This is a genomic window from Labilithrix sp., assembly GCA_019637155.1.
Taxonomy (GTDB): domain Bacteria; phylum Myxococcota_A; class Polyangia; order Polyangiales; family Polyangiaceae; genus Labilithrix.
On record JAHBWE010000019.1, the window covers coordinates 1 to 19,634 of the forward strand.

Sequence of the window (19,634 nt, forward strand, 5' to 3'; positions counted from 1 at the left end):
GCGGCCGACGCGGCGAAGGCGGCGGCGGAGGCGGCCGACGCGCGCGCGGCGGTGACGAAGGCGGGCGTCCGCGACGAGGTGCGTCGCGAGGCGATCGCGGCGGTGGCGGCGGCGCGGGCGGACCTCGAGGAGGCGCGGGCGCGCCTCGCGCAGACGGAGCTCCGCGCGCCGGCGACGGGCACGATCGTGCGTCGCCTCGTCGAGCCGGGCGAGCAGGTGACGACGATGCCGCCGACGGTGGCGCTGAAGATCGCGGACCTCGACAAGGTCCGCCTCCGCGCGGAGATCGACGAGTCGGACGTCGCGCGCGTCGCGCCCGGCGCGAAGGCGTACGCGACCGCGGAGGCGCTCGGCGAGAAGCGCCTCGCGGGCAAGGTCGTGCGCGTCGAGCGCGAGCTCGGACGCAAGAACATCCGCACCGACGACCCACGCGCCCGCGTCGACACGCGCGTGCTCGAGGCGATCGTCGTCCTCGACGACCCGACGCCGCTCCCGCTCGGCCTCCGCGTCGACGTGCACGTCGCGCGTTAGCTGGTACGCTCGCGGCGGCATGGCTCGGTATGCGCTCTTGCTTCGCGGCGTGAACGTCGGCACCAAGAACACGCTGCCGATGGCGGAGCTCCGCAAGATGCTGGCGGCGATCGGCTGCACGGACGTGAGCACGTACCTGCAGAGCGGCAACGCCGTCTTCGAGACGAAGCTGCGGCCCACCCCGCTCGCGAAGGCGCTCGCGCCTGCGCTCGATCGCTACATGGGCCGCCCGATCGCGACGACGCTGCGGACGGAGGCGGAGCTCGCGGCGATCGTGGCGGGCAACCCGTTCGCGGACGTCATGACCGAGCCGAAGTACCTCTGCGTCACGTTCCTCGAGGAGCCGCCGGCGAAGGAGGCGCTCGCGCCGCTGCGCTCGCAGGACTTCGCGCCGGAGCGCTTCCACGTCGCGGGGAGGGAGATCTACACGTGGTACCCGAACGGGCAGGCGCGGAGCGCGCTCGCGGTCGCGCTCGCGAAGGTCCCCGCACGCGGCGCGGTCACGACGCGAAACTGGAACACGGTGACGAAGCTGCTCTCTCTTGTTCGAGAGGGGCCAGCCCCTCTCGAGCTCTCCCCGCCGGGGCCTCTCCGCGCGCGGGGCGCGCGTCGCCGCCCCGGGCCCCCGAGAGGGTAGGCCCGGGCGTTCGATCAGCGCGGGGTGACGGTGACTACGTCGCCGGTGCGTTCGGTGTGGAGGCCCTTGGCTTGGGCGATCGTCGCGAGGGCCTGGTCCCATGGCACGCGGCGGAGTTGGAGGGACACGCGGCCGGTCACCTCCGCGGGGACGACGAGGCTGACGTGGCCGACGTCGGCGAGGAGGCGGAGCACGTCGTGGATGTCGGCGTCCTTCACGTCGAGATCGATGGGGCGACCCGTTCCGTGCGCGATCGGCGGTGGCGTTTCGCCGATGCGTTTCGTCGCGAAGCGATCGGTGAGCGACGGCGCGGCGGGTCGGGAGATCTCGAGGTCGAGCTCGGGCGCGGGCGTCTGCGTGCGCGGCGTCGTGGGCGGTGGCGCATCGTTCGCGCACGCGGTCGCGGCGAGCGCGCAGGCGAGGGCCCATCCTACGTGCCTCACGGGTCGAACGTCGCGGCGTAGGCTGCTTCGTCGAAGCCGACGAGGACGGTCTTCGACGTCACGAGGACGGGGCGCTTCACGAGCTTGCCGTCTTTGGAGAGCCATAGGGCGAGGTCGGCGTCCGACGCGGCGTCGATCTTCTCCTTCCCGAGGGCGCGGTAGCTCTGGCCGCTGGTGTTCAGCCACTTCCGGACCGGGCGTCCGCTCTTCGGGATCCACTCGGCGAGCTCGGCCTTCGTCGGCGGCTGGTCCACGATCGGGCGGACCTCGGCGTCGACGCCGTGCTCCGAGAGCCACTTGAGCGCGCGCTTGCAGGTGGAGCATCCGGAGTAGGAGAGGACGAGGGGCTTCTGGCGGGCCATCGGTCTCATCATACGTGCGGGCGCTCCTCAGCGGTGGGTGCGTCGCCAACGGAGGAGGTTGTCGTCCCAGTACGTCCGCGCGATCTTGCGGCGGTCGCACGGCGTATTGTTCTCGTCGAAGAGCGTCTCGACCTCGTGCGCCAGCGGCTCGCCGGTCACGGCGTCGAGCACGAGCGGCAGCGCGGGGGCGTCGTCGAGCGGCTGCACGTCGAGGACGAGGACACGTCGCTCGGGGCCGCCCGGCGCGGGGGCGAGCGTGAGCGTGGGCGCGACGTCGACGCACGCGACGAGGCGATGCTCGGCGCGCTCGCGCTGCGGAGGCATGACGAGCCGAACCGTCACGTCCGCGGCCTTCACGCGCGTCTCGTCTTCGAAGGGTCCCTCCGCGCGCTCGGGAGCGGCGGCGGAGATCGCGTCGATCGGGCAGTCCCAGCATCGCGCCGGGAGCACGCCGAACCGCACGCGGTAGCGCCGTCCTTCGAGCGCGCGCGCGATGTCGCCGCGCGCGATCTGGGGGAAGGAGCCCGGCAGCTCTTCCGCGCGGGCCGCCGGATACCCCGCCGGCGCCGCTCGCCGCGGAAACGCGACCGGCTTCGCCCCGCACGCGGACATCGCCGCGCACACGAGCAACCCCCCGACGATGCTCCGCACCATGCACCTCGACTACCACGCCCCCCGCCGGCTATGACCCCTCGGATGCACGCGAAGCTGTGTGCTGCGTTCGAGCGGGATGGGTTCCTCGTCGTGCCGGGGTTCGTCGATGCAGCGACGTGCGCGGCGCTCCGCGGGCGGGCGGGGGAGTTGGTCGCGGGCTTCGAGCCGAGGACGGTCTCGGTCTTCAGCACGAACGAGCAGACGCGTACGAGCGACGACTACTTCCTCGAGTCCGGGGGTGAGGTCCGCTTCTTCTTCGAGGAGGAGGCGTTCGCGGCGGACGGGTCGCTGCGGCGAGCGAAGGAAGAGAGCATCAACAAGATCGGGCACGCGCTCCACGCCCGCGAGCCGGCGTTCGCGGCGTTCTCGCAGGGTGAGCGCCTCGTCGCGATCGCGCGCGCGCTCGGGCTCGCCCGGCCGGCGCTCGTGCAGTCGATGTACATCTTCAAGAACGCGTTCATCGGCGGCGACGTGAGCTGCCATCAGGACGCCTCCTTCCTCCAGACCGATCCGCCGAGCGTGGTCGGCCTCTGGTTCGCGCTCGAGGACGCGACGATCGAGAACGGCTGCATGTGGGCGCTGCCCGGCGGACACCGCGGTCCCCTCCGCAAGCGGTTCGCGCGCGCGCGGGCCGGCGGCACGGTGATGCACACGCTCGACGCGACGCCGCTCCCCGCGGTCGCGACCGCCGCGCCGTGGGTGCCGCTCGAAGCGAAGGCCGGCACGATGATCCTGCTCCACGGCCTCCTCCCCCACTTCAGCTGCGCGAACCGCTCCGCGCGCTCCCGCCACGCGTACGCGCTGCACTTCGTCGACGACACCTGCGCGTGGGTCGCGGACAACTGGCTCCGCCGCGCCTAGCGGTCAGAGGTCCAGGTCGAAGTCGTCGGCGGCGAAGTCGCCTTCCTCGATACCGGCGTATTCATCGAAAAACGCGCTGGAGAAGCCGGACGCGACCGTGCTGCCGAGGAAGGCCATCGCGAAGCTGCCGAGGAGCGGGTCGTCGAGGCCGCCGGCCCCGCGGAGCGCGCGTTCCATGAAGCCCGGTTGGCGCATCTCCGCACGCGTCGCGAGGCGCCCCAGCGCTTGCGCGTCGTCGGCCGACGTCGCGCGCGCGACGGCGCGTTCCCCCGGCGGCGCCGCGTTCGCGAGCTCGGCCAGGAGCCGCCGCCGCTGCGCGTGCGTGAGCTGGGCGATCGCGTCCGCGTGCGCCTCCTCGATCGCCGCGGGCGGCGCGGTGCGGAGCGTGGTGCGGTAGCGCTCGAGCGCTCCGTTGGCGTGATCGACGAGGCCCATGCGCGCGAGCGATGCAACGCCCGCGCCCGTCACCACGCGACGTCGGTGAAGGGCTTGGCGGGGCGGGCGAAGAGGTAGCCCTGGAAGAGGTCGCAGCCGGTCTCGACGAGGAAGTCGCGCTCGGCCGGCGTCTCGACGCCCTCGAGGACCAGCTTCTTGTCGAGGTCGCGCGCGAGCGCCTGGAGCGAGGCGATGAGCTTCTGCTTGATCGGCTGGCTGTCGACGTCGCGCACGAGCGACATGTCGACCTTCACGACCTCGGGATCGAGCTGCGCGAGGCTCGTCAGCCCCGAGTAGCCCGCGCCCAGATCGTCGACCGCGAGGCGGAAGCCCAGCTTGCGAAGACGTTCGAGCCGCGCGCGCAGGCCGCCGACCTCGTCGAGCGGCGAGCGCTCCGTCAGCTCGAGGACGACCCGCTCCGCGTGACGCGAGAGCGGCTCGCCGTCCTCGTAGAGCGCGTCGTCGGCGAGGTCGCGGACGTGGAGGTTCACGAAGCAGGTGACGCTCGGCGCGGTGTCGAGCGTCGCGGCCACGAGCTGCCGCACGCGCTGGCCCACCTGCGCGTGACGGCCCACGCGCAGCGCCGCCTCGAGCACCGCGCCGGGATGGGGCAGCGCCGGCTCGCTCGTCCGCATCAGCGCCTCGTACGCGAAGACCTCGCGCGCGCGATAAGACACGATCGGCTGGAACGCCATCCACATGCTCTTCAGCGCGCGGGTGAGGCTCGCGTCGATCGCGGCGCGATCGCCGACGTCGGCGCCGCGATCGCCGAGGTGCGCGGTGCGCCGCAAGACCGCCCACTCGTGGAGGCGCGCCGCGCGGCGCACGGCGCCGACCAGGATCTCCGCCGGCACCGGCTTCGTGAGGTAGCGGAACGCGCCGTACTGCACCGCCGCCGCGGCGGTCGTCACGTCCGGCGAGCCGGTGACGAGGAGGACCGGCAGATCGAGGTCCACGTCGCGGACCGCGCGCAGGAACGAGACGCCGTCCATCTCCGGCATCGCGATGTCGCTCACCACCGCGCCGTACGAAGCGCGGGAGAGCATCTCGAGCGCGGCGCGCCCGTTCTCCGCCGTGTCGACGGTCAAGCCGGCGCGCGTGAGGATGCGTTGGTGCGCGCGGAGCATCTCGGCGTCGTCGTCGACCACGAGGATTCGGCTCGTCGTTTCAGTCGGCATCGTTCCCTCCTCCGAGCGAAGGTGAAGACGGGAGCTCCACGACGAAGGCGCTCCCTCGCGGCGGGTTCTCCTCGACCCAGATCCGTCCGCCGTGCGCCTCCGTCGCGAGGCGGCAGAAGACGAGGCCGAGGCCGCGGCTCGCGCGATCAGGGGCCCGCCCGTCCACCTGGGCGTACTTCTCGAAGATGCGCGCGCGCTGATCGGCCGGGATGCCGGGACCGTCGTCGCGGACGCGGAAGCGGAGCGCGGCGGGGGTCACCTCGACGTCGAGCCCGATCGCGCTGCCCGGCGGCGAGTACTTCATCGAGTTGTCGAGGAGGTTCTGCAGCGTCCGCGAGAGCAGCGCGGCGTCGGCGCGGATCGCGCGCGGCGCCGCCTCGCGCCCGAGCTCGAGCCGCTGCTGCCTCGTCGCGAGGCGGCGCCGGCTGTAGCGATCGAGCTCCTCAAAGAGCCGATGCAGGTCGACCTCCTCGATCGCCGGCGCGAGCGCGCCGTCCTCCGCGCGCCCGACGTCGAGCAGGTTGAGCACCATCTGATGGATCGCCTCCGCCGCCGAGATCACGTCCTCGAGCGCGCCCGTCGCCTCTTCGTCGGTCGGGTTCTCGAGCACGAACTGGCTGTTCGCGAGGACGCTCGAGAGCGGGTTCTTCAGGTCGTGGACGAGGAGCGCGGAGAGCAGGTCCTTGTGCCGCTGCACGCGCACGAGCTGGTCGCGCTCCTTCCGCAGCTCTGCCTGCAAGCGCGTGATGCGGATGAGCGAACGGACGCGGAGGAGGAGCTCCGTCCGATCGATCGGCTTGCGCAGGAAGTCGTCGCCGCCCGCGTCGATCGCGCGGTCGTGCATCGACGCGTCGTGCGACGCGGTGAGGAAGAGGATCGGCACGTCCGCCCCGCCCTCGAGCCGGCGCAGCCGCTTGCACGTCTCGAAGCCGTCGATCCCCGGCATCATGATGTCGAGGAGGACGAGAGCGACGCCGCCGCGCCCGAACTGCGCGAGCGCCTCCTCGCCGCTCTCGGCGAGCGCGACCTCGTAGCCCGCCGCCTCGAGCTGCGCTTCGGCGAGGACGCGGTTCTGCAGCGTGTCGTCGACGACGAGGATGCGGGCGCTCACACTTCGCTCCTTTCGATGCGCAAGAAGCCCTCGATCGTGGCGCAGAACGAGCGCGTGTCGATCGGCTTGCTGACGTAGCCGTCGAACCCCGCCGCGAGGAACCGCTCGCGGTCGCCCGTCATCGCCTGCGCCGTGACCGCGACGACGGGGAGCGCGCGGAGGGCCGGGCTCGCGCGGATGAAGTCGAGCACCGCGGGGCCGCCGCCGCCGGGGATCTGGATGTCGAGGAGGACGATGTCGGGCGCCCCGCGCGTGAGCGCGCCGCGCGCCTCCTCGACGTCGCACGCCTCCGCGACCTCGTGACCGCGATGCTCGAGGAGCTCGCGGACGAGCATCCGGTTCATCGGGTGGTCCTCGACGACGAGCACGCGGCTCATTCCCGCTTGCCCGCCGTCTTCAACACGTCGTGGAGCTCGTCGCGCGAGACCGGCTTCGTGAGGTGCGCGATCGCGCCGAGGGCGAGGCTCCGGGGGCGATCGTCGATGACCGAGATCACGATCGCGGGGATGTCGGCGGTGGAGGGGTCGTGCCGCAGGCACTCGAGGATCGCCCAGCCGTCGATGTTCGGCATCATGATGTCGAGCGTGACGACGGCGGGCCGCTCGACCGCGGCGATGCGGAGCGCCTCCTCCGCGGTCTGCGCGAACAGCGGCTGGAAGCCGGCGCCGCGCACGTGCTGAGCGATCAGCGCGCTCGCCTGCGGATCGTCGTCGACGATGAGCACGTTGGGGACCGTCTTCGGCGCGAGCGACGGCCGCTCGTTCGTGTGCGCCGGCCGCCGCACGTCGGGGAGCGTGATCGTGAAGGTCGTCCCGACGCCGGCCTCGCTCCGCACCGCGATCGTGCCGCCGTGCAGCTCGACGAGCCGCTTCGTGAGCGCGAGGCCGAGCCCGGTCCCCTCCGCCTTCTTGCCGGCCGCGCCCGAGCTCTCCACCCGCTCGAACTCCTGGAACAGACGATGGAGGTCCTTCGCCGCGACGCCGATGCCGGTGTCGGCGACGTCGATCTCGATCCGGCGCCCGACCGTGCGCGCGGCGACGCGCACGACGCCGCCGGGCTTCGTGAACTTGATCCCGTTCGAGACGAGGTTGAAGAGGATCTGCTTCAGGCGGAGCGGGTCGACGTAGAGCGCGGACAGCGCGGGCGGGACCTCGACCTCGAAGCGCAGGTCGGCCTGACGGAGGAGCGGGGCGACCATCTCGCCGACCCCCGCGACGACGTCGGCGAGCGACGTCCACTCGCGGGTGAGGGTCAGCTTTCCGGCCTCGACCTTCGAGAGATCGAGGATGTCGTTCACGAGGCGGAGGAGGTGGCGCCCGGCCTGGAGCACGTTGTCGACGTACGACGTCTGCTTCGGCGAAAGCGGGCCCGCGAGCCCGGTCTCCATCAGCTCGGAGAAGCCGATGATCGCGTTGAGCGGGGTCCGGAGCTCGTGGCTCATGTTGGCGAGGAAGCTGCTCTTCGTTTTGTTCGCGAGCTCGGCGTGGAGGCGCGCGCGCCGCTCCTCGTCCATCGCGCGTCGCTGGCTGATGTCGCGCGTCGTCGCGACGAGCCCGCCGATGGTGGGATCGTGGAGGAAGTCACGCACCGTGACCTCGACGTAGCGGAGCGATCCGTCCTTGTGCTGGAGGCGGGCCTCGAAGGTGACCTGCGCGACCTCGGCGCGTGCGCGCGCGAGCGTCGCGACGACGTCGGGGCGGTCCTCGTCGCAGACCGTCTCCGTGAGCGGACGGCCGACGAGCTCGTGCGGCGCGTACCCGACGATCGCCGCGATCGGCGCCGACACGTAGCGGATGACCCCCGCCGCGTCGACGATCGAGATCGCGTCCGACGAGTGCGCGAGGAGGACGCGGTTCCGCTCCTCGATCCGCTGGAGCTCCGCCTGCGCGCGCTTCTGGACGCGGCGCGCCTCCGTGCTCCGGAGCTCGCGCTCGACCGCGGGTCCGAGCCGGGTGAGGCGCCCCTTCACGATGTAGTCGTGCGCGCCTCGCTTCATCATCTCGACCGCGGTGTCCTCCCCCACCGTGCCCGAGACGACGATGAACGGCACGTCGAGCGCGTGGCGGCGGAGGACCTCGTACGCGCGCGGCGCGCTGAACTCCGGCATCGCGTAGTCGCTCAATACGACGTCCCACTCCTCGTTCGTGAGCGCCGCGTCGAGGTCGGCCTCGGTCTCGACCCGCGCGGAGTGGGCGATCCGGAAGCCGGCCTGCTCGAGCGCGCGTCGATTGAAGTACTCGTCGTCCTCGCTGTCCTCGACGAAGAGGACGCGGAGCTCCTTCGCGGCGACCGGGTTCGACGACTCGCTCACGACCGCCTCACCGTCCCCGCGACGAGCGGCTCGGTCTTCGCCAGCGCGGGCGGGCTCTGGAGCGCCCTGAGCGCGCGCTCGCTCAGCCCCTTGTCCGCGTTCGCGCACGCGATCGCGAACGACGAGGTCAGCTCCTGCGCGCTCCGGAACCGGAGCGCGGCGTCCTTCGCGAACGCGAGCGCGAACCACGCGTCGACCGCGCCGTCGAGGGTGGGGTCGAGCGCCGACGGCGGCGGATGCGGGACGTTGCACACGCGATGGATGAGCGCCGCCAGCGTGTCGGCCTCGAAGGCGCATCGCCCGGTCAGCGCGGTGAACGCGGTGGCGGAGAGCGCCCAGAGGTCGAGCGCCACGTTCGGCGGAGCGGTCCCCGTGATGTGCTCGGGGGACATGTAGCTCGGGGTCCCCGAGATCGTCCCCGGCGCGGCGGCGTCCGGCTTCACGTGCTTCGCGAGCCCGAAGTCGACGAGCTTCGCGAGCCCGTGCGGCCAGTCGGCGTGGTCGACGAGGACGATGTTCTCCGGCTTCACGTCGCCGTGGACGATGTCCTGCTGATGCGCCTCCGCGAGGGCGCGACCGATCTGGTCGACGATGCTCGTGACCGCGACCGGCGGGAGCGGTCCGCAGCGAATGACGCGGTCCGCGAGCATCTCGCCGGAGAGGTACTCCATCACGAGATAAGGCATCCCCGCGCCGGTGACGCCGTGGTCGTAGACGTGGAGCGAGTGCGGGCTCCGGAGCTTCGCCGCCGCGCGCGCCTCGCGCTCGAAGCTCGCGTAGTCGGCGTTCGCCGCGAAGATGGGCTTCATGAACTTGATCGCGACGGGGATCTCGAGCGCGATATGGGTCGCGCGCCACACGTCGGCCATCCCGCCCTCCCCGACCTGGCGCTCGAGCCGGTACTTGCCGGCGAGCACGACGCCGCTGAGCGGCCCCGGCGGGAGCGCGGCCGGCGGCGCGGTGCGCTGGTCGCGCGCGGCGACGGCGCGCGCGAGACGGAGCTGCAGCTCACGCGCGTTGAACGGCTTCGTCAGGTAGTCGTCGACGCCGGCCTCGAGCGCCTCGACGAGATCGGTCTTCTTCATCCGCCCCGTGAGCATGACGACGTAGACGGAGTGGCCGTGCTCCGCGGTCCTGAGCAGGCGCACGATCTCGACGCCCTTCAAGCCGGGCATGTCCCAATCGACGATGAGGATCGGCGGCGCGTCCGCGCGCTTCAAGATCCGCCACGCGCCGTCGCCGTCCTCGGCGGTCGTGACCTCGTAGCCCCACTTGCGGAGCGATCGCGACAAGAGGTCGCGAATGTAGTGCTCGTCGTCCACGACAAGGACACGCATTCAACCCATGCTATTTTGAGTGGGATAGTCCGCTAGTGAGAAATGGAGCAAAACCGTCGATGCCGCGATGGGCCGCTGTGGCACGGCGCCGCCATTCAACTACACCGTCGCGCGTCGCTGAGGGCGGGCGCGAAAGCTCGCGAATTCAACAATTTCACGACGATGCAGTTCTACATCCCGAACCTGCTCCGGAGGAGCTAGTCGGCGTCGTCGGCGTCGGTGGTGGTGTCGGCGTCGGCGGGCGCGTCGGTCCCGGCGTCGAACGAGTAGCCGTCGGGACCGTTGACGGGCGGACCGCCGTATGCGTCGCGGCAGCAGCTCGGGTCGATCGTGTCGGCGGGCTCGTCGGAGCACGCGGCGAGCGACGCGATCCCCGCCGCGCCGGAGGTCCCGAGCGCGAAGACGGCGGCGCGCGAGAGCCGCGCGGTGAGGCGGCGCGGCGGCGGCGTCGCGCGGAGCTCGGCCGAGAGCGCGGCGCTGCAGAACGGGCAGCTCGATTCGTTCACGCGGACGTGCCGCGAGCACGCAGAACACATGACCAGATGCGCCTTTGCCACGTTACGTCTCCTCCTCCGGGATCGGCTCCGAGACGATCTCGAACACTCCGTGATCGAACGGCTGACCGGGCGCCGCCTCCCGGCGCACGATCCGTTCGCGTCGTCCCTGCCGCTGCATCTCGAGCGCGCGATGATGGCAATACGGGTTGTTCCCGGCGCGGCCGAACGCGACGAAGCTGGTCCAGGTGCAGCCCGCGAGACACTCGTCGGCGTAGTAGCAATCGCGACAGAACCCCCAGAGCGCCGTCTCCACCGTGCGGTCGCGGGTGTAGCGGAGCGGCGCCGCTCGTTCCCAGATGTCGACGAGCCGCGCGTCGCGGACGTTGCCGCCGGTCCAGGCCTCCGACGGCAGCGAGGGGCATCCCTTGATCGCGCCGTTCGCCTCGACGCCGAGGCTGCCGCGCCCGGCGCTGCACGATCCGCCGTGGCTGGCGAGGCGGTGGCCGCGGAGCGCCGACTCGTACGGTCCGAAGTAGCCGATGTTGTTCGCCGGCCACATGCGAACACCGAGCTCGCCGCAGCGCGATTTCAGCGAAGCGAGGAGAGGGAACAGCTCGAGGAGGTCATAGGGCTGAAGCAACATCTCCGGCGCGTCGGCCGCGCGTCCCATCGGGACCGTAATCTGGATTTGCCACGAATGGACGCCGAGCTCGGCGACGGTCTCGAGGATGCCGGGGAGCGCGCTCATCGAGAGCCGGTTGATCTGGGTATTGCACGCGACTCGCAAGTTGCGCTCACGCAGGGCGCGCATCGCCGCGATCGCGGCGCGGTAGGAGCCGGCGACGCCGCGCAGGCGATCGTGGATCGGCTCGTCGCCGTCGAGGGAGATGCTCGCGCCTTGGAGACCGGCGGCGGCGGCGCGCTCGATGATCGCGGGGGTCAAGCCGCGACCGCCGGACGTCATCGTGACGTCGACGCCGTGTCCGCGCAGGCGGCGGACGACGTCGAAGAAGTCGTCGCGGAGGTACGCCTCGCCGCCGATGAGGGTGACCTCCGCGACGCCGAGCTCGGCGATCTGGTCGGCGAGGTCGAGCGCCTCCGCGGTGGTGAGCTCGTCGGGCCGCGCCCGCCCCGCGCGCGACCCGCAGTGCCGGCACGCGAGGTCGCACGCGAGCGTGAGCTCCCACACCGCGTAGACGGGACGAACCGCGTCGGCGCGCCGAGCCTCCGCGGCGAGCGGCAACGATCGCCTCCCCGGTTTCGCCCGCGGCGCGATCGCGAGCCCGCGCCGCCCCGCCGCCTCACCCAGCGAGCTGCCGCCCATCCCACGACGATATCCTCTCCACCGCCCGCCCACGACGGCAGAACGCCGAGGTCGGGGTGGCTTGACCGGCCGCGGCGCGTGCGGCAATCATTGAAAATGACTTTCAATATCACCGCTGCGTGGCGGCGTTGGCGGTCGCCTGGGGTGGCGATGCGGTTCGTGCGGCGGGTGCACATGTACCTCGGGCTCGTGCTGTTTCCGTGGGTCTTGTTCTTTGGCGTCACCGGGCTCTCGTTCAATCATCCGCGCCTCCGCGGCGTGACGGAGCGGGTGGCGCCGGCGCGGCAGGAGGCGTGGAGCGCGGCCGACATCGCGACGCGTATCGTCGGGGAGCTCGGGAAGACGGGGGACTCGTTCACGCTCGATCCGGGCGTCGTCCCGCGCTTCTCCGGGACGCCGACGCTGACCGCGAGCGCGGCGGACGGCGGCGAGCACGTCGTCGTCGTGCGACTCGACGACGGCCTCGTCGTCGTCGACACGCGGCCGCCGAAGCAGAAACGCACGCGTCCCTCCTTCGCCGGCACGAAGCTGCCGCTCGCGGATCGCAGCATGACCGCCCTCGAGTCCAACATGACCGGGCTCCTCCCCTCGCTCGGGCTCGAAGGGACCGGACCCCTCCGCGCGCACCCGAAGTCGCGGCCCGAGGTGCGCTTCGGCGTCCGCGATCGCGACGGCGTGCTTTGGAACGCGGCCTACGACCTCTCGAGCGGCGCCGTCGACGCTCAGCGCGCCGACGCCCCCGGCGCGCGCACGATGGAAGTGCTCGCCGACCTCCACACCACGCACCGCTACCCCGTCCACGGCGGCGCGCGGACCTACTGGATCCTGTTCGCCGACGTGACCGCCTGCACGCTCGTCTTCTGGGCGCTCTCCGGCATCGCGATGTGGCTGCAGATGAAGGGCCGCCGCGCCGCCGGCGTCGTCGCGTTGAGCAGCGGCCTCCTCGTCGCCGCGCTCGTGATGACGTCGACCGCGCGCGACAACGGGTGGCTCATCGATCGGTGACGGCTACGTCGTCGCGCGCGGGCCGGCGAGCTCGCGGGGAAAGGCCTCGTCGACGCGAACGAAGCCGTCGTGGACGAACCGCCCGATCTGCTCCGCGGACAGGGGCATGTCACGAGGAAGCGTACGCGCGCGTGCGGCGGCGGACCGTGCTGCGGTCGACGCCGAGGATCCGCGCGGCGTGGGCGACGTTGTCGGCGCTCCGCGCGAGCACGTGCGCGACGTACCAGTCGACGACGTCGTCCAGCGTCGCGGTCGCGTCGCGCATCTCGGCCGGGAGCGCCTCGCGCGCCTGGGCTTCGTGGCTCCCCGCCGCGGGCGTGACGCCGGGCTCGAGGCCGAGGAGGAGGTTCCGGAGCGCGTTCTGCAGCTCGCGCACGTTGCCCGGCCACGCGTGGCGGCGCGCCTCCCGGCTCGTCAGCCACGTGTCGATCCGCTTGCGCGTCTCGTCGAGGGAGCTCGCCGGGAGGTAGCGATCGACGAACGCGCGCCCGATCGCGGGGATGTCCTCCGGCCGGTCGCGCAGCGGAGGCAGCCGGATGACGGTGCCCGCCAGGCGCTGGTGGAGGTCGCGGCGGAAGTGGCCCGCCTCGACCATGCTCGCGAGGTCCTTGTGCGTCGCCGAAATGTAGCGGCAGCTCGCGCGGTAGGTGCGGTCCGAGCCGAGCGGGCTCAGCTCGTTGGTCTCCATCACGCGGAGGAGCTTCACCTGCGTGCTCACCCCGAGGTCGCCGACCTCGTCGAGGAAGAGCGAGCCGCCGTGCGCGGTGCGGATGCGGCCGAGGCGCGTGTCGTTCGCGCCGGTGAAGGCGCCCTTCACGTGGCCGAACAGCTCCGCCGCGACGAGCGTGTCCGGGACCGCGGCCGCGTTCAGCGACGCGTGCGGCGCGGGCGAGCCGTCCTTCGGTCCGAGGCAGCCCTCCTGGATCGCGTGCGCGACCGCCTCCTTTCCGGTGCCCGTCTCGCCGAGGATCAACACGTCGTGGTCGTCGATCACGCGCGCCAGGACCAGCGCGTGTACGAGCGAGTCGCCGAAGCACGCCGCCCACGCCGCGCGGCACACGCCGACGATGGCCGAGCTCGAGCCCCGGAGCGCGCCCAGCGCGCGGAGGCATCGACCCGCCGCCGCCCCGACGACGAGGTACTCGCTGCGCGGACGCGGGAGCGAGCGCGCGACGTGAGAGGTGACCAGGTCGGCGAAGAGGTGCGCAGCGCGCGCCGGCGACGCGCAGGCGAACGCGTGCGCCGCCGCGAGCACGACGCGCTCGACGGTGTGCGGATCCCCACGATCGAGCGCGCTCCGCAGGAGCGACTCGGCGCTGCCCTTCTTCACGAACGCGGCGATGGACGCCGCGACGCGATCCGTAGGGCCGTCGAACGGATTTTCCAAGAGGGCTCTTACGTCCGCGTTCGTCGCTGCTCCCATCCTTCCCTCCGCTGCAAATCATCCCTACTGACGAAATATACATTAGCAAAATGTAGCGTTGCATTCGAGCACGCCGCCTCGGCGCGCGAACGTAGCGAGATGACCGCGTGGCACGCGCTTCGCATCGTGTCTTTTCGCAAGGGAGGATGAAGTGATTGGGCTCTACCTCGCAGGATTCGCGACGGGCGGCGTGCTGCTGCTGTTCTCCGTCATCGGAGGCGGCGACGACCCGGACGTCGACGTGGACGTCGATGGGGACGTGGACATGGACGCGGACGCGCACGGGGACGGCGACGACCACGCCGTCTCGGGCGGCGTCACGTCGACGCTCGCCGCCGTCGCGCTCACCGCGTTTCCCTTCGCGTCGCTCCGTTTCTGGACGTTCTTCCTCGCGTTCGGCGGGCTCGCCGGGGCGCTCCTCACCGCGCTCTCGCCGCTCGGCGCCTTCGCCACCGCGCTCGTCGCCGCCGCGCTCGGGTACGCCGCCGGCGTCGGCTCGTCGGCGCTCATGCGGCTGGTCGCGCGCGACGAGGTCTCGAGCTCGCTCGGCGCGCGCGAGTGCGTCGGTACGAGCGCCACCGTCGTCCTCCCGATCGAGGGCGGCAGCCGCGGTCGCGTCCGGGTCCACGTCGACGGCCGGACCGTCGACTTCGACGCGGAGAGCGACGACGAGCTCGCCCTCGCGGTCGCCGCGCCGGTCTTCGTCTACGCGATCCGCGACGACGGCGTCGCGCTCGTCGCTTCCCTTCCTTCCAAGCTCGACCCCTCGCCATGAAAGGACACGTCCGTGAATCTAGCCATCGAGTCCGTCATCGCCGCCGCCGGCGGCCTGGTCTTCGTCGTCTTCGTCCTCGCCGTCGCGTCGTTCGCCAGCCGCTTCCTCCACGTGTGCCGCCCGAACGAGGTGCTCGTCTTCTCCGGCCGCCGCCGCCGCACCGCGAACGGGCACGACGTCGGGTTCCGCATCGTCTCTTCGGGGCGCGCCTTCCGGCTGCCGATCCTCGAGCGGGTCGATCGGATGGACGTGACCCTCATCTCCGTCCCGATGTCGATCAGCGGCGCGTACTCGGAGGGCGGGATCCCGCTCGCGGTCACCGCGATCGCGAACGTGAAGGTCTCGAGCGAGCCTGACGTCGTCGGCAACGCGGTCGAGCGCTTCCTCGGCAAGAGCGCGCACGAGATCGCGCGCGTGAGCAAGGAGACCTTGGAGGGGCACCTCCGCGGCGTGCTCGCGACGATGACTCCGGAGGAGGTGAACGAGGACCGCCTCAAGTTCGCCGAGCGCCTCAGCGACGAGGCGGGGCCCGATCTCGCGAAGCTCGGCCTCCAGCTCGACACGCTGAAGATCCAGAACGTCTCCGACGACCGCAGCTACCTCGACAGCCTCGGCCGGAGCCGCATCGCGGAGATCCTCCGCTCCGCGGTCGTCGCCGAGTCCGACGCGGTGCGGATGGCGGAGAAGGTCGAGGCCGAAGCGGAGGCGCGCGCCCAAGTCGCGAAGACGCAGGCGAGCGCCAACGTGCAGCGGCGCGAGAACGAGGCGCGCCGCACCATCGCCGACCTCACGCGCGAGGCGCTCTCGGAGGAGGAGCGGACGGCGCAGGTCGGCCGCGCCGTGCGCGCCGAGGCCGAGCAGGAGCTCCACCGCCGCCGCGCGGAGGTCGAGCGCATGCGCCTCGCCGCCGACGTGACGATCCCCGCCGAGATCGAGCGTCGCGTGCAGAGCCTCCTCGCCGAGGGCGACGCGGCCGCGATCGTCGCGAAGGGCGAGGCCGTCGCCGAGGCGCTCACGCAGGTCCACGACGCGTGGTCGGAGTGCGGTCCGCGCGCGATGGACATGATCGTCGTCCAGCACGTGGACGAGGTGTTCTCGCGCGCGACCGCGGCCGCGACGAGCATCCACGCGCGCCAGGCCTCGCTCGTCGACGCCGGCGACGGCGCGTCGATCGCCCGCTACGCCGCCGCCTACCCCGCCACCGTGGACATGCTCCTCGCGCGCGTCTCCGACACCCTCGGCGTCGACTTCCGGTCGGCGCTCCGGGCCGAGCAGCTCGACGCCGAATGAGCCAAAGGACCCCGTTACCTGTTTTCCCCAATTGGAGCCCGTAGCATGCTGATCGTCGCAGTAGTCATCGTCGTCGTCGCCGTCCTCGCCGTGGCCTCGGTCATGGCCATCATCAACAAGCTCGTTCACATCTGTCAGCCGAACGAGGTGCTCGTCTTCTCCGGTACGCAGCGGCGGCAGGGCGATCGCGCGCTCGGGTACCGCCTCGTCCAAGGCGGACGCGGCATCCTCATCCCGCTCCTCGAGCGGGTCGATCGCCTCGACCTCACGAACATGATCGTCGACGTCCGCGTCGAGGGCGCGTACTCGAAGGGCGGCATCCCGCTCAACGTCAACGCGGTCGCGAACGTGAAGATCGCGTCGACGGAGCCCGTCATCCGCAACGCGATCGAGCGCTTCCTCGGCAAGCCGCGGAAGCTCGTCGAGACGGTCGCGAAGGAGACGCTGGAGGGGAACCTCCGCGGCGTCCTCGCGACCCTGACGCCGGAGGAGGTGAACCACGACCGCGTGAAGTTCGCGCAGAGCCTGCTCCACGAGGCCGACAGCGATCTGCGCAAGCTGGGGCTCGTCCTCGACACGCTGAAGATCCAGCACGTCTCCGACGACAAGGGCTACCTCGACAGCCTCGGCCGCCGGCAGTCCGCGGAGCTCATCATGCGCTCGCGCGTAGCCGAGGCGGAGAACCGCGCGCTCTCCACGGAGCGCGAAGCGGCGAACTTCGAGACGCGGTCGCTCGCGCGGATCGACGCCGACGTCGAGAAGACGCGCGCGGAGGTGCTGCGCCGGATCGTGGACGCGCAGAGCAAGCGCGAGGCGCTCGCGGCCGAGACGCGCGCCGAGGTCGTCGCCCTCATCGCCCGCGCCGACGCCGAGATCGAGGTCCAGGGCGCGCGGCTCGAGCAGATCCGCCTCCAGCTCGAGGCCGACCGCATCCGCGCGGCGGAGGCGGAGCGGGAGCGTCGCATCGCGCTCGCCCGCGGCGCCGTCGCGAGCATCGTCGAGAACGGCCGCGCGCAGGCGCGCTCGCTGACGGAGGTCTCGGGCGCCTGGAACCGCGCCGGCGGCGAGGCGCGCCGGATCTTCGTCGCGCAGCGGCTCGGCACCCTCGCGGGGCAGATGCTGGACACGGTCGCGGAGCTCCCGATCGAGAACGTCACCGTCATCGACGGCCGGCTCCACGGCGAGGGCCGGAGCCTCGCGGCGACGAGCAAGCTCGCGGCGGTCGAGATCGGGGCCGGCCTCGGGGTCGACGTGGTGGGAGCGGCCTCGCGCGTCGCCGCCGCCCTCGGGGTGGGGGAGGCCGCCCCGGCGCGGTCGGACGTTTGAGTCGCAGGGGGCCCCGCGTCTTCGCGGGGACGAGACGGGCGCCGGCTTTCGGCCGGTATGCGAGAATCCTCGTCCTGCTCCGCGCGAGCGCCGGCCCGTCGGCTATCGTGCTCGCGCGGCGTCCCTTCCGCGGGAGAGGGTGCTACGACTCGTCCCATTCGCACCTCGGTCCAACAGGCTTCGTCTCTCCTGCGCGAGCCCGCCCTCATCGTGGCGGCGAGCTCGCTTTGTGGGCTTGGCCTGTGCGTGCTCGACCTCCTCGCCGACGTGACCCCGCGGACGTCGAGCCTCGTCGCGATGCTCGCCGCGTTCCTCGCCTCCGGCACAGTGGCGGGCACGGTGATGGTGGCGATGGCCGTCCCGCTCCGCCTCTTCACGCGCGTCCGGCGGCCGGTGACGCGGCGCCGTCTCGTCGCGGCGTACGTCGGCGCGCTCGTGTTCCTGGCCGGACACTACGCGCTCCGGACGCCCGCGCTCGTCGCGGGGACGCGCGCGTGGCGCTACACGTTGCTCCTCTCGTTCCTCGCCGTGACGGCGTCCGTCGTCGCGTGGCTGGCGGCGGCGCACGTTCGTTCGCCCGCGCGACGCCGGCGGCCGCTCCCGTGGGTGCCGTGCGCGCTCGCCGGCTGCGCGGCGATCGCGGTCGACCGCCTCGTGCTCGTGTCGCTCTACGAGCGCGCGCACTCGGTGGTCGAGGCGGTGGGTTGCATCGCGATGACGGTCGCGGTCGCGGCGCTGCTGAACCGGCGTTGCGCGCGGCGGCTCGTCACCGGCGCCGCCGTCGCGATGCTCGCGTGGGTCCTCGTGTTGTCCGCGTCGAAGCACGCGCGCGCCGCGCTCGACGCCGCGCTGCCGGACAACGCCGAGGGCCGCCGCATCTACCTCAGTCGCGTCGTCCGCCGCCTCCGCGTGCTGGAGCGGATCGCGGACAAGGGGAGCGTCTCGGGCGACCCCGCCGGCGCGCATCACCTGACGAAGCGCTACGAGCTCCACGACACGCGCCTCGACGAGGCGTGGCGCGCGCGCGTCGCGCGGCCGGTCATCCCCGACGACTCGCGGCCGTGGAACGTCGTCTTCTTCTTCGTCGACGCGCTGCGGGCGGACGTGGCCTTCGACGAGGCGACGATGCCGGAGACCGCGCGGTGGATGCGCGAGCACGTCTCGTTCTCGCGCGCGTACGCGCCGGCCTCGAGCACGCTCCAGTCTCTCCCCCCGCTCCTCGGCTGCCGCTACGACGTGAGCCCGACCGAGCCGCCCGCGCTCCTCCGCGTCGCGCAAGAGCGAGGGATGAAGAGCGCCCTCTTCATCCCGCGCGAGGCGGCCGACTACCACCAGGCGTTCTTCCCGACGTTCCGGTTCGATCACCAGGACGTGATCGAGGACCGGCGCGGCACCGTCCTCCTCACCGGCAACACGCTGGTCGACCACGCGCTCACGTGGCTGAAGGACGAGGGCTCGCGCCCGTTCTTCCTCTGGCTCTACGACTTCGACGTCCACGAGTGGATCCACTTCCCCGATCGACCGATGGAGGAGATCGCGGACGAGGCGCAGCTCTCGAAGACGGAGGGGCTGCCGTGGCGTTACCGCGCGGCGGCGCGCGCGGTCGACCGCAGCTTCGCGCGGCTGCGCAACGGGCTCCGTGACCTGGGGCTGCTCGATCACACCGTGATCGTGTTCCTCGCCGACCACGGTGAGGGGCTCGGCGAGCACGGGCAGTGGTGGCACTCGACCTACCTCTGGGAGACGCTCGTCCGTGTGCCCCTCGCGGTCGAGGCCCACGGGCTCCCGCCGCAGCGGATCGACGCGCCGGTGTCGCTCATCGACGTCCCGACGACGCTCGCGCGCTTCATCGGCCCGGTCCCGGACGACGATCGCTGCCACGGCGAGGACCTCCTCACCGATCGGACCTCCGGGCGCCGGCTGCCAATCTTGCTCTCGGCGATGCTCGACGGGACGCTCGTGCAGCTCGGCCTCCTCGAGTCGGCGGAGCGCAAGCTCGTCGTCGACCTGCGCGAAGGACAGGCCCACCTCTACGACCTGGCCGGCGCCGAGGAGAGCTCGATCAACGCGCCGGCCGAGGGCGTGCGCTTGCTCGATCGGCTCGTTCGCTCGCCGCTCTTCCCTCGTCCGTGAG

At 72.0% G+C, this 19,634-nt stretch carries 20 protein-coding genes; 8 read left to right on the plus strand and 12 right to left on the minus strand.

The features are described from left to right. The coding region (locus KF837_34270; GenBank protein ID MBX3232442.1) for an efflux RND transporter periplasmic adaptor subunit at nucleotides 1-531 on the plus strand (531 nt) is incomplete at its 5' end. A 19-nt stretch (nucleotides 532-550) separates the two neighbouring features. Next, entirely contained in the window at nucleotides 551-1,168 is a 618-nt protein-coding gene (locus tag KF837_34275; GenBank protein MBX3232443.1) for a DUF1697 domain-containing protein, read from the plus strand. A gap of 14 nt (nucleotides 1,169-1,182) precedes the next feature. Here KF837_34275 and KF837_34280 read toward each other — a convergent pair whose 3' ends face one another. From KF837_34280 to KF837_34290, 3 genes are read right to left on the minus strand one after another with little or no spacing between them, the layout of a single operon-like run. Continuing rightward, entirely contained in the window at nucleotides 1,183-1,611 is a 429-nt protein-coding gene (locus tag KF837_34280) for a secretin and TonB N-terminal domain-containing protein (protein ID MBX3232444.1), read from the minus strand. Beyond that, nucleotides 1,608-1,973, minus strand: coding sequence for a Spx/MgsR family RNA polymerase-binding regulatory protein (locus KF837_34285; protein ID MBX3232445.1), 366 nt, complete (start codon nucleotides 1,971-1,973; stop codon nucleotides 1,608-1,610). The genes KF837_34280 and KF837_34285 overlap by 4 nt, the downstream gene beginning before the upstream one ends. A 27-nt stretch (nucleotides 1,974-2,000) precedes the next feature. Continuing rightward, a complete protein-coding gene (locus tag KF837_34290) occupies nucleotides 2,001-2,627 on the minus strand; it encodes a hypothetical protein (protein MBX3232446.1) in 627 nt (208 codons plus the stop codon). Between the two features lie 42 nt (nucleotides 2,628-2,669). Here KF837_34290 and KF837_34295 point away from each other — a divergent pair, with 42 nt between their 5' ends. After that, nucleotides 2,670-3,488: a phytanoyl-CoA dioxygenase family protein gene (locus KF837_34295; protein MBX3232447.1), complete on the plus strand. Its 819-nt coding sequence runs from the start codon at nucleotides 2,670-2,672 to the stop codon at nucleotides 3,486-3,488. Nucleotides 3,489-3,491: 3 nt separating this feature from the next. Here KF837_34295 and KF837_34300 read toward each other — a convergent pair whose 3' ends face one another. The 8 genes from KF837_34300 to KF837_34335 form a co-directional block, all read right to left on the minus strand. Further along, entirely contained in the window at nucleotides 3,492-3,923 is a 432-nt protein-coding gene (locus KF837_34300; GenBank protein MBX3232448.1) for a hypothetical protein, read from the minus strand. Nucleotides 3,924-3,952: 29 nt separating this feature from the next. Further along, nucleotides 3,953-5,101, minus strand: a complete 1,149-nt coding sequence (locus tag KF837_34305) for an EAL domain-containing response regulator (GenBank protein MBX3232449.1) — start codon at nucleotides 5,099-5,101, stop codon at nucleotides 3,953-3,955. Next, nucleotides 5,091-6,212 (minus strand): response regulator, encoded by a 1,122-nt coding sequence (locus KF837_34310; protein ID MBX3232450.1) that lies wholly within the window; start codon nucleotides 6,210-6,212, stop codon nucleotides 5,091-5,093. Before KF837_34310 ends, KF837_34305 begins: the two co-directional genes overlap by 11 nt. Beyond that, nucleotides 6,209-6,589, minus strand: coding sequence for a response regulator (locus tag KF837_34315; protein MBX3232451.1), 381 nt, complete (start codon nucleotides 6,587-6,589; stop codon nucleotides 6,209-6,211). The genes KF837_34310 and KF837_34315 overlap by 4 nt, the downstream gene beginning before the upstream one ends. Next, a complete protein-coding gene (locus KF837_34320; protein MBX3232452.1) occupies nucleotides 6,586-8,523 on the minus strand; it encodes a response regulator in 1,938 nt (645 codons plus the stop codon). The genes KF837_34315 and KF837_34320 overlap by 4 nt, the downstream gene beginning before the upstream one ends. Beyond that, nucleotides 8,520-9,860, minus strand: a complete 1,341-nt coding sequence (locus KF837_34325; GenBank protein ID MBX3232453.1) for a response regulator — start codon at nucleotides 9,858-9,860, stop codon at nucleotides 8,520-8,522. The genes KF837_34320 and KF837_34325 overlap by 4 nt, the downstream gene beginning before the upstream one ends. Nucleotides 9,861-10,057: 197 nt before the next feature. Next, nucleotides 10,058-10,366 (minus strand): hypothetical protein, encoded by a 309-nt coding sequence (locus KF837_34330; GenBank protein MBX3232454.1) that lies wholly within the window; start codon nucleotides 10,364-10,366, stop codon nucleotides 10,058-10,060. A gap of 52 nt (nucleotides 10,367-10,418) precedes the next feature. Then, entirely contained in the window at nucleotides 10,419-11,681 is a 1,263-nt protein-coding gene (locus KF837_34335; protein MBX3232455.1) for a radical SAM protein, read from the minus strand. A 96-nt stretch (nucleotides 11,682-11,777) separates the two neighbouring features. Between KF837_34335 and KF837_34340 the strand changes: the two genes are divergently transcribed. Beyond that, complete coding sequence (locus KF837_34340) at nucleotides 11,778-12,686, plus strand: PepSY domain-containing protein (GenBank protein MBX3232456.1); 909 nt, start codon at nucleotides 11,778-11,780, stop codon at nucleotides 12,684-12,686. A gap of 109 nt (nucleotides 12,687-12,795) precedes the next feature. Here the strand turns inward: KF837_34340 and KF837_34345 are convergent, their stop codons facing one another. Then, on the minus strand, nucleotides 12,796-14,073 hold the full coding sequence (locus KF837_34345; GenBank protein MBX3232457.1) for a sigma 54-interacting transcriptional regulator: 1,278 nt from the start codon (nucleotides 14,071-14,073) through the stop codon (nucleotides 12,796-12,798). A gap of 187 nt (nucleotides 14,074-14,260) precedes the next feature. Here KF837_34345 and KF837_34350 point away from each other — a divergent pair, with 187 nt between their 5' ends. From KF837_34350 to KF837_34365, 4 genes are all read left to right on the plus strand, one after another. Next, nucleotides 14,261-14,884, plus strand: coding sequence for a hypothetical protein (locus KF837_34350; protein MBX3232458.1), 624 nt, complete (start codon nucleotides 14,261-14,263; stop codon nucleotides 14,882-14,884). 12 nt (nucleotides 14,885-14,896) lie between these two features. Further along, nucleotides 14,897-16,174 carry a flotillin family protein gene (locus KF837_34355; protein MBX3232459.1) on the plus strand — a complete coding sequence of 426 codons (1,278 nt, stop codon included), beginning with the start codon at nucleotides 14,897-14,899 and terminating at the stop codon, nucleotides 16,172-16,174. Nucleotides 16,175-16,222: 48 nt separating this feature from the next. Further along, the gene (locus KF837_34360; protein MBX3232460.1) at nucleotides 16,223-17,500 is read left to right on the plus strand and encodes a flotillin family protein; all 1,278 of its coding nucleotides are present in this window, start codon (nucleotides 16,223-16,225) and stop codon (nucleotides 17,498-17,500) included. A gap of 246 nt (nucleotides 17,501-17,746) precedes the next feature. After that, a complete protein-coding gene (locus tag KF837_34365; GenBank protein MBX3232461.1) occupies nucleotides 17,747-19,633 on the plus strand; it encodes a sulfatase-like hydrolase/transferase in 1,887 nt (628 codons plus the stop codon). Nucleotide 19,634: the final 1 nt, after the last annotated feature.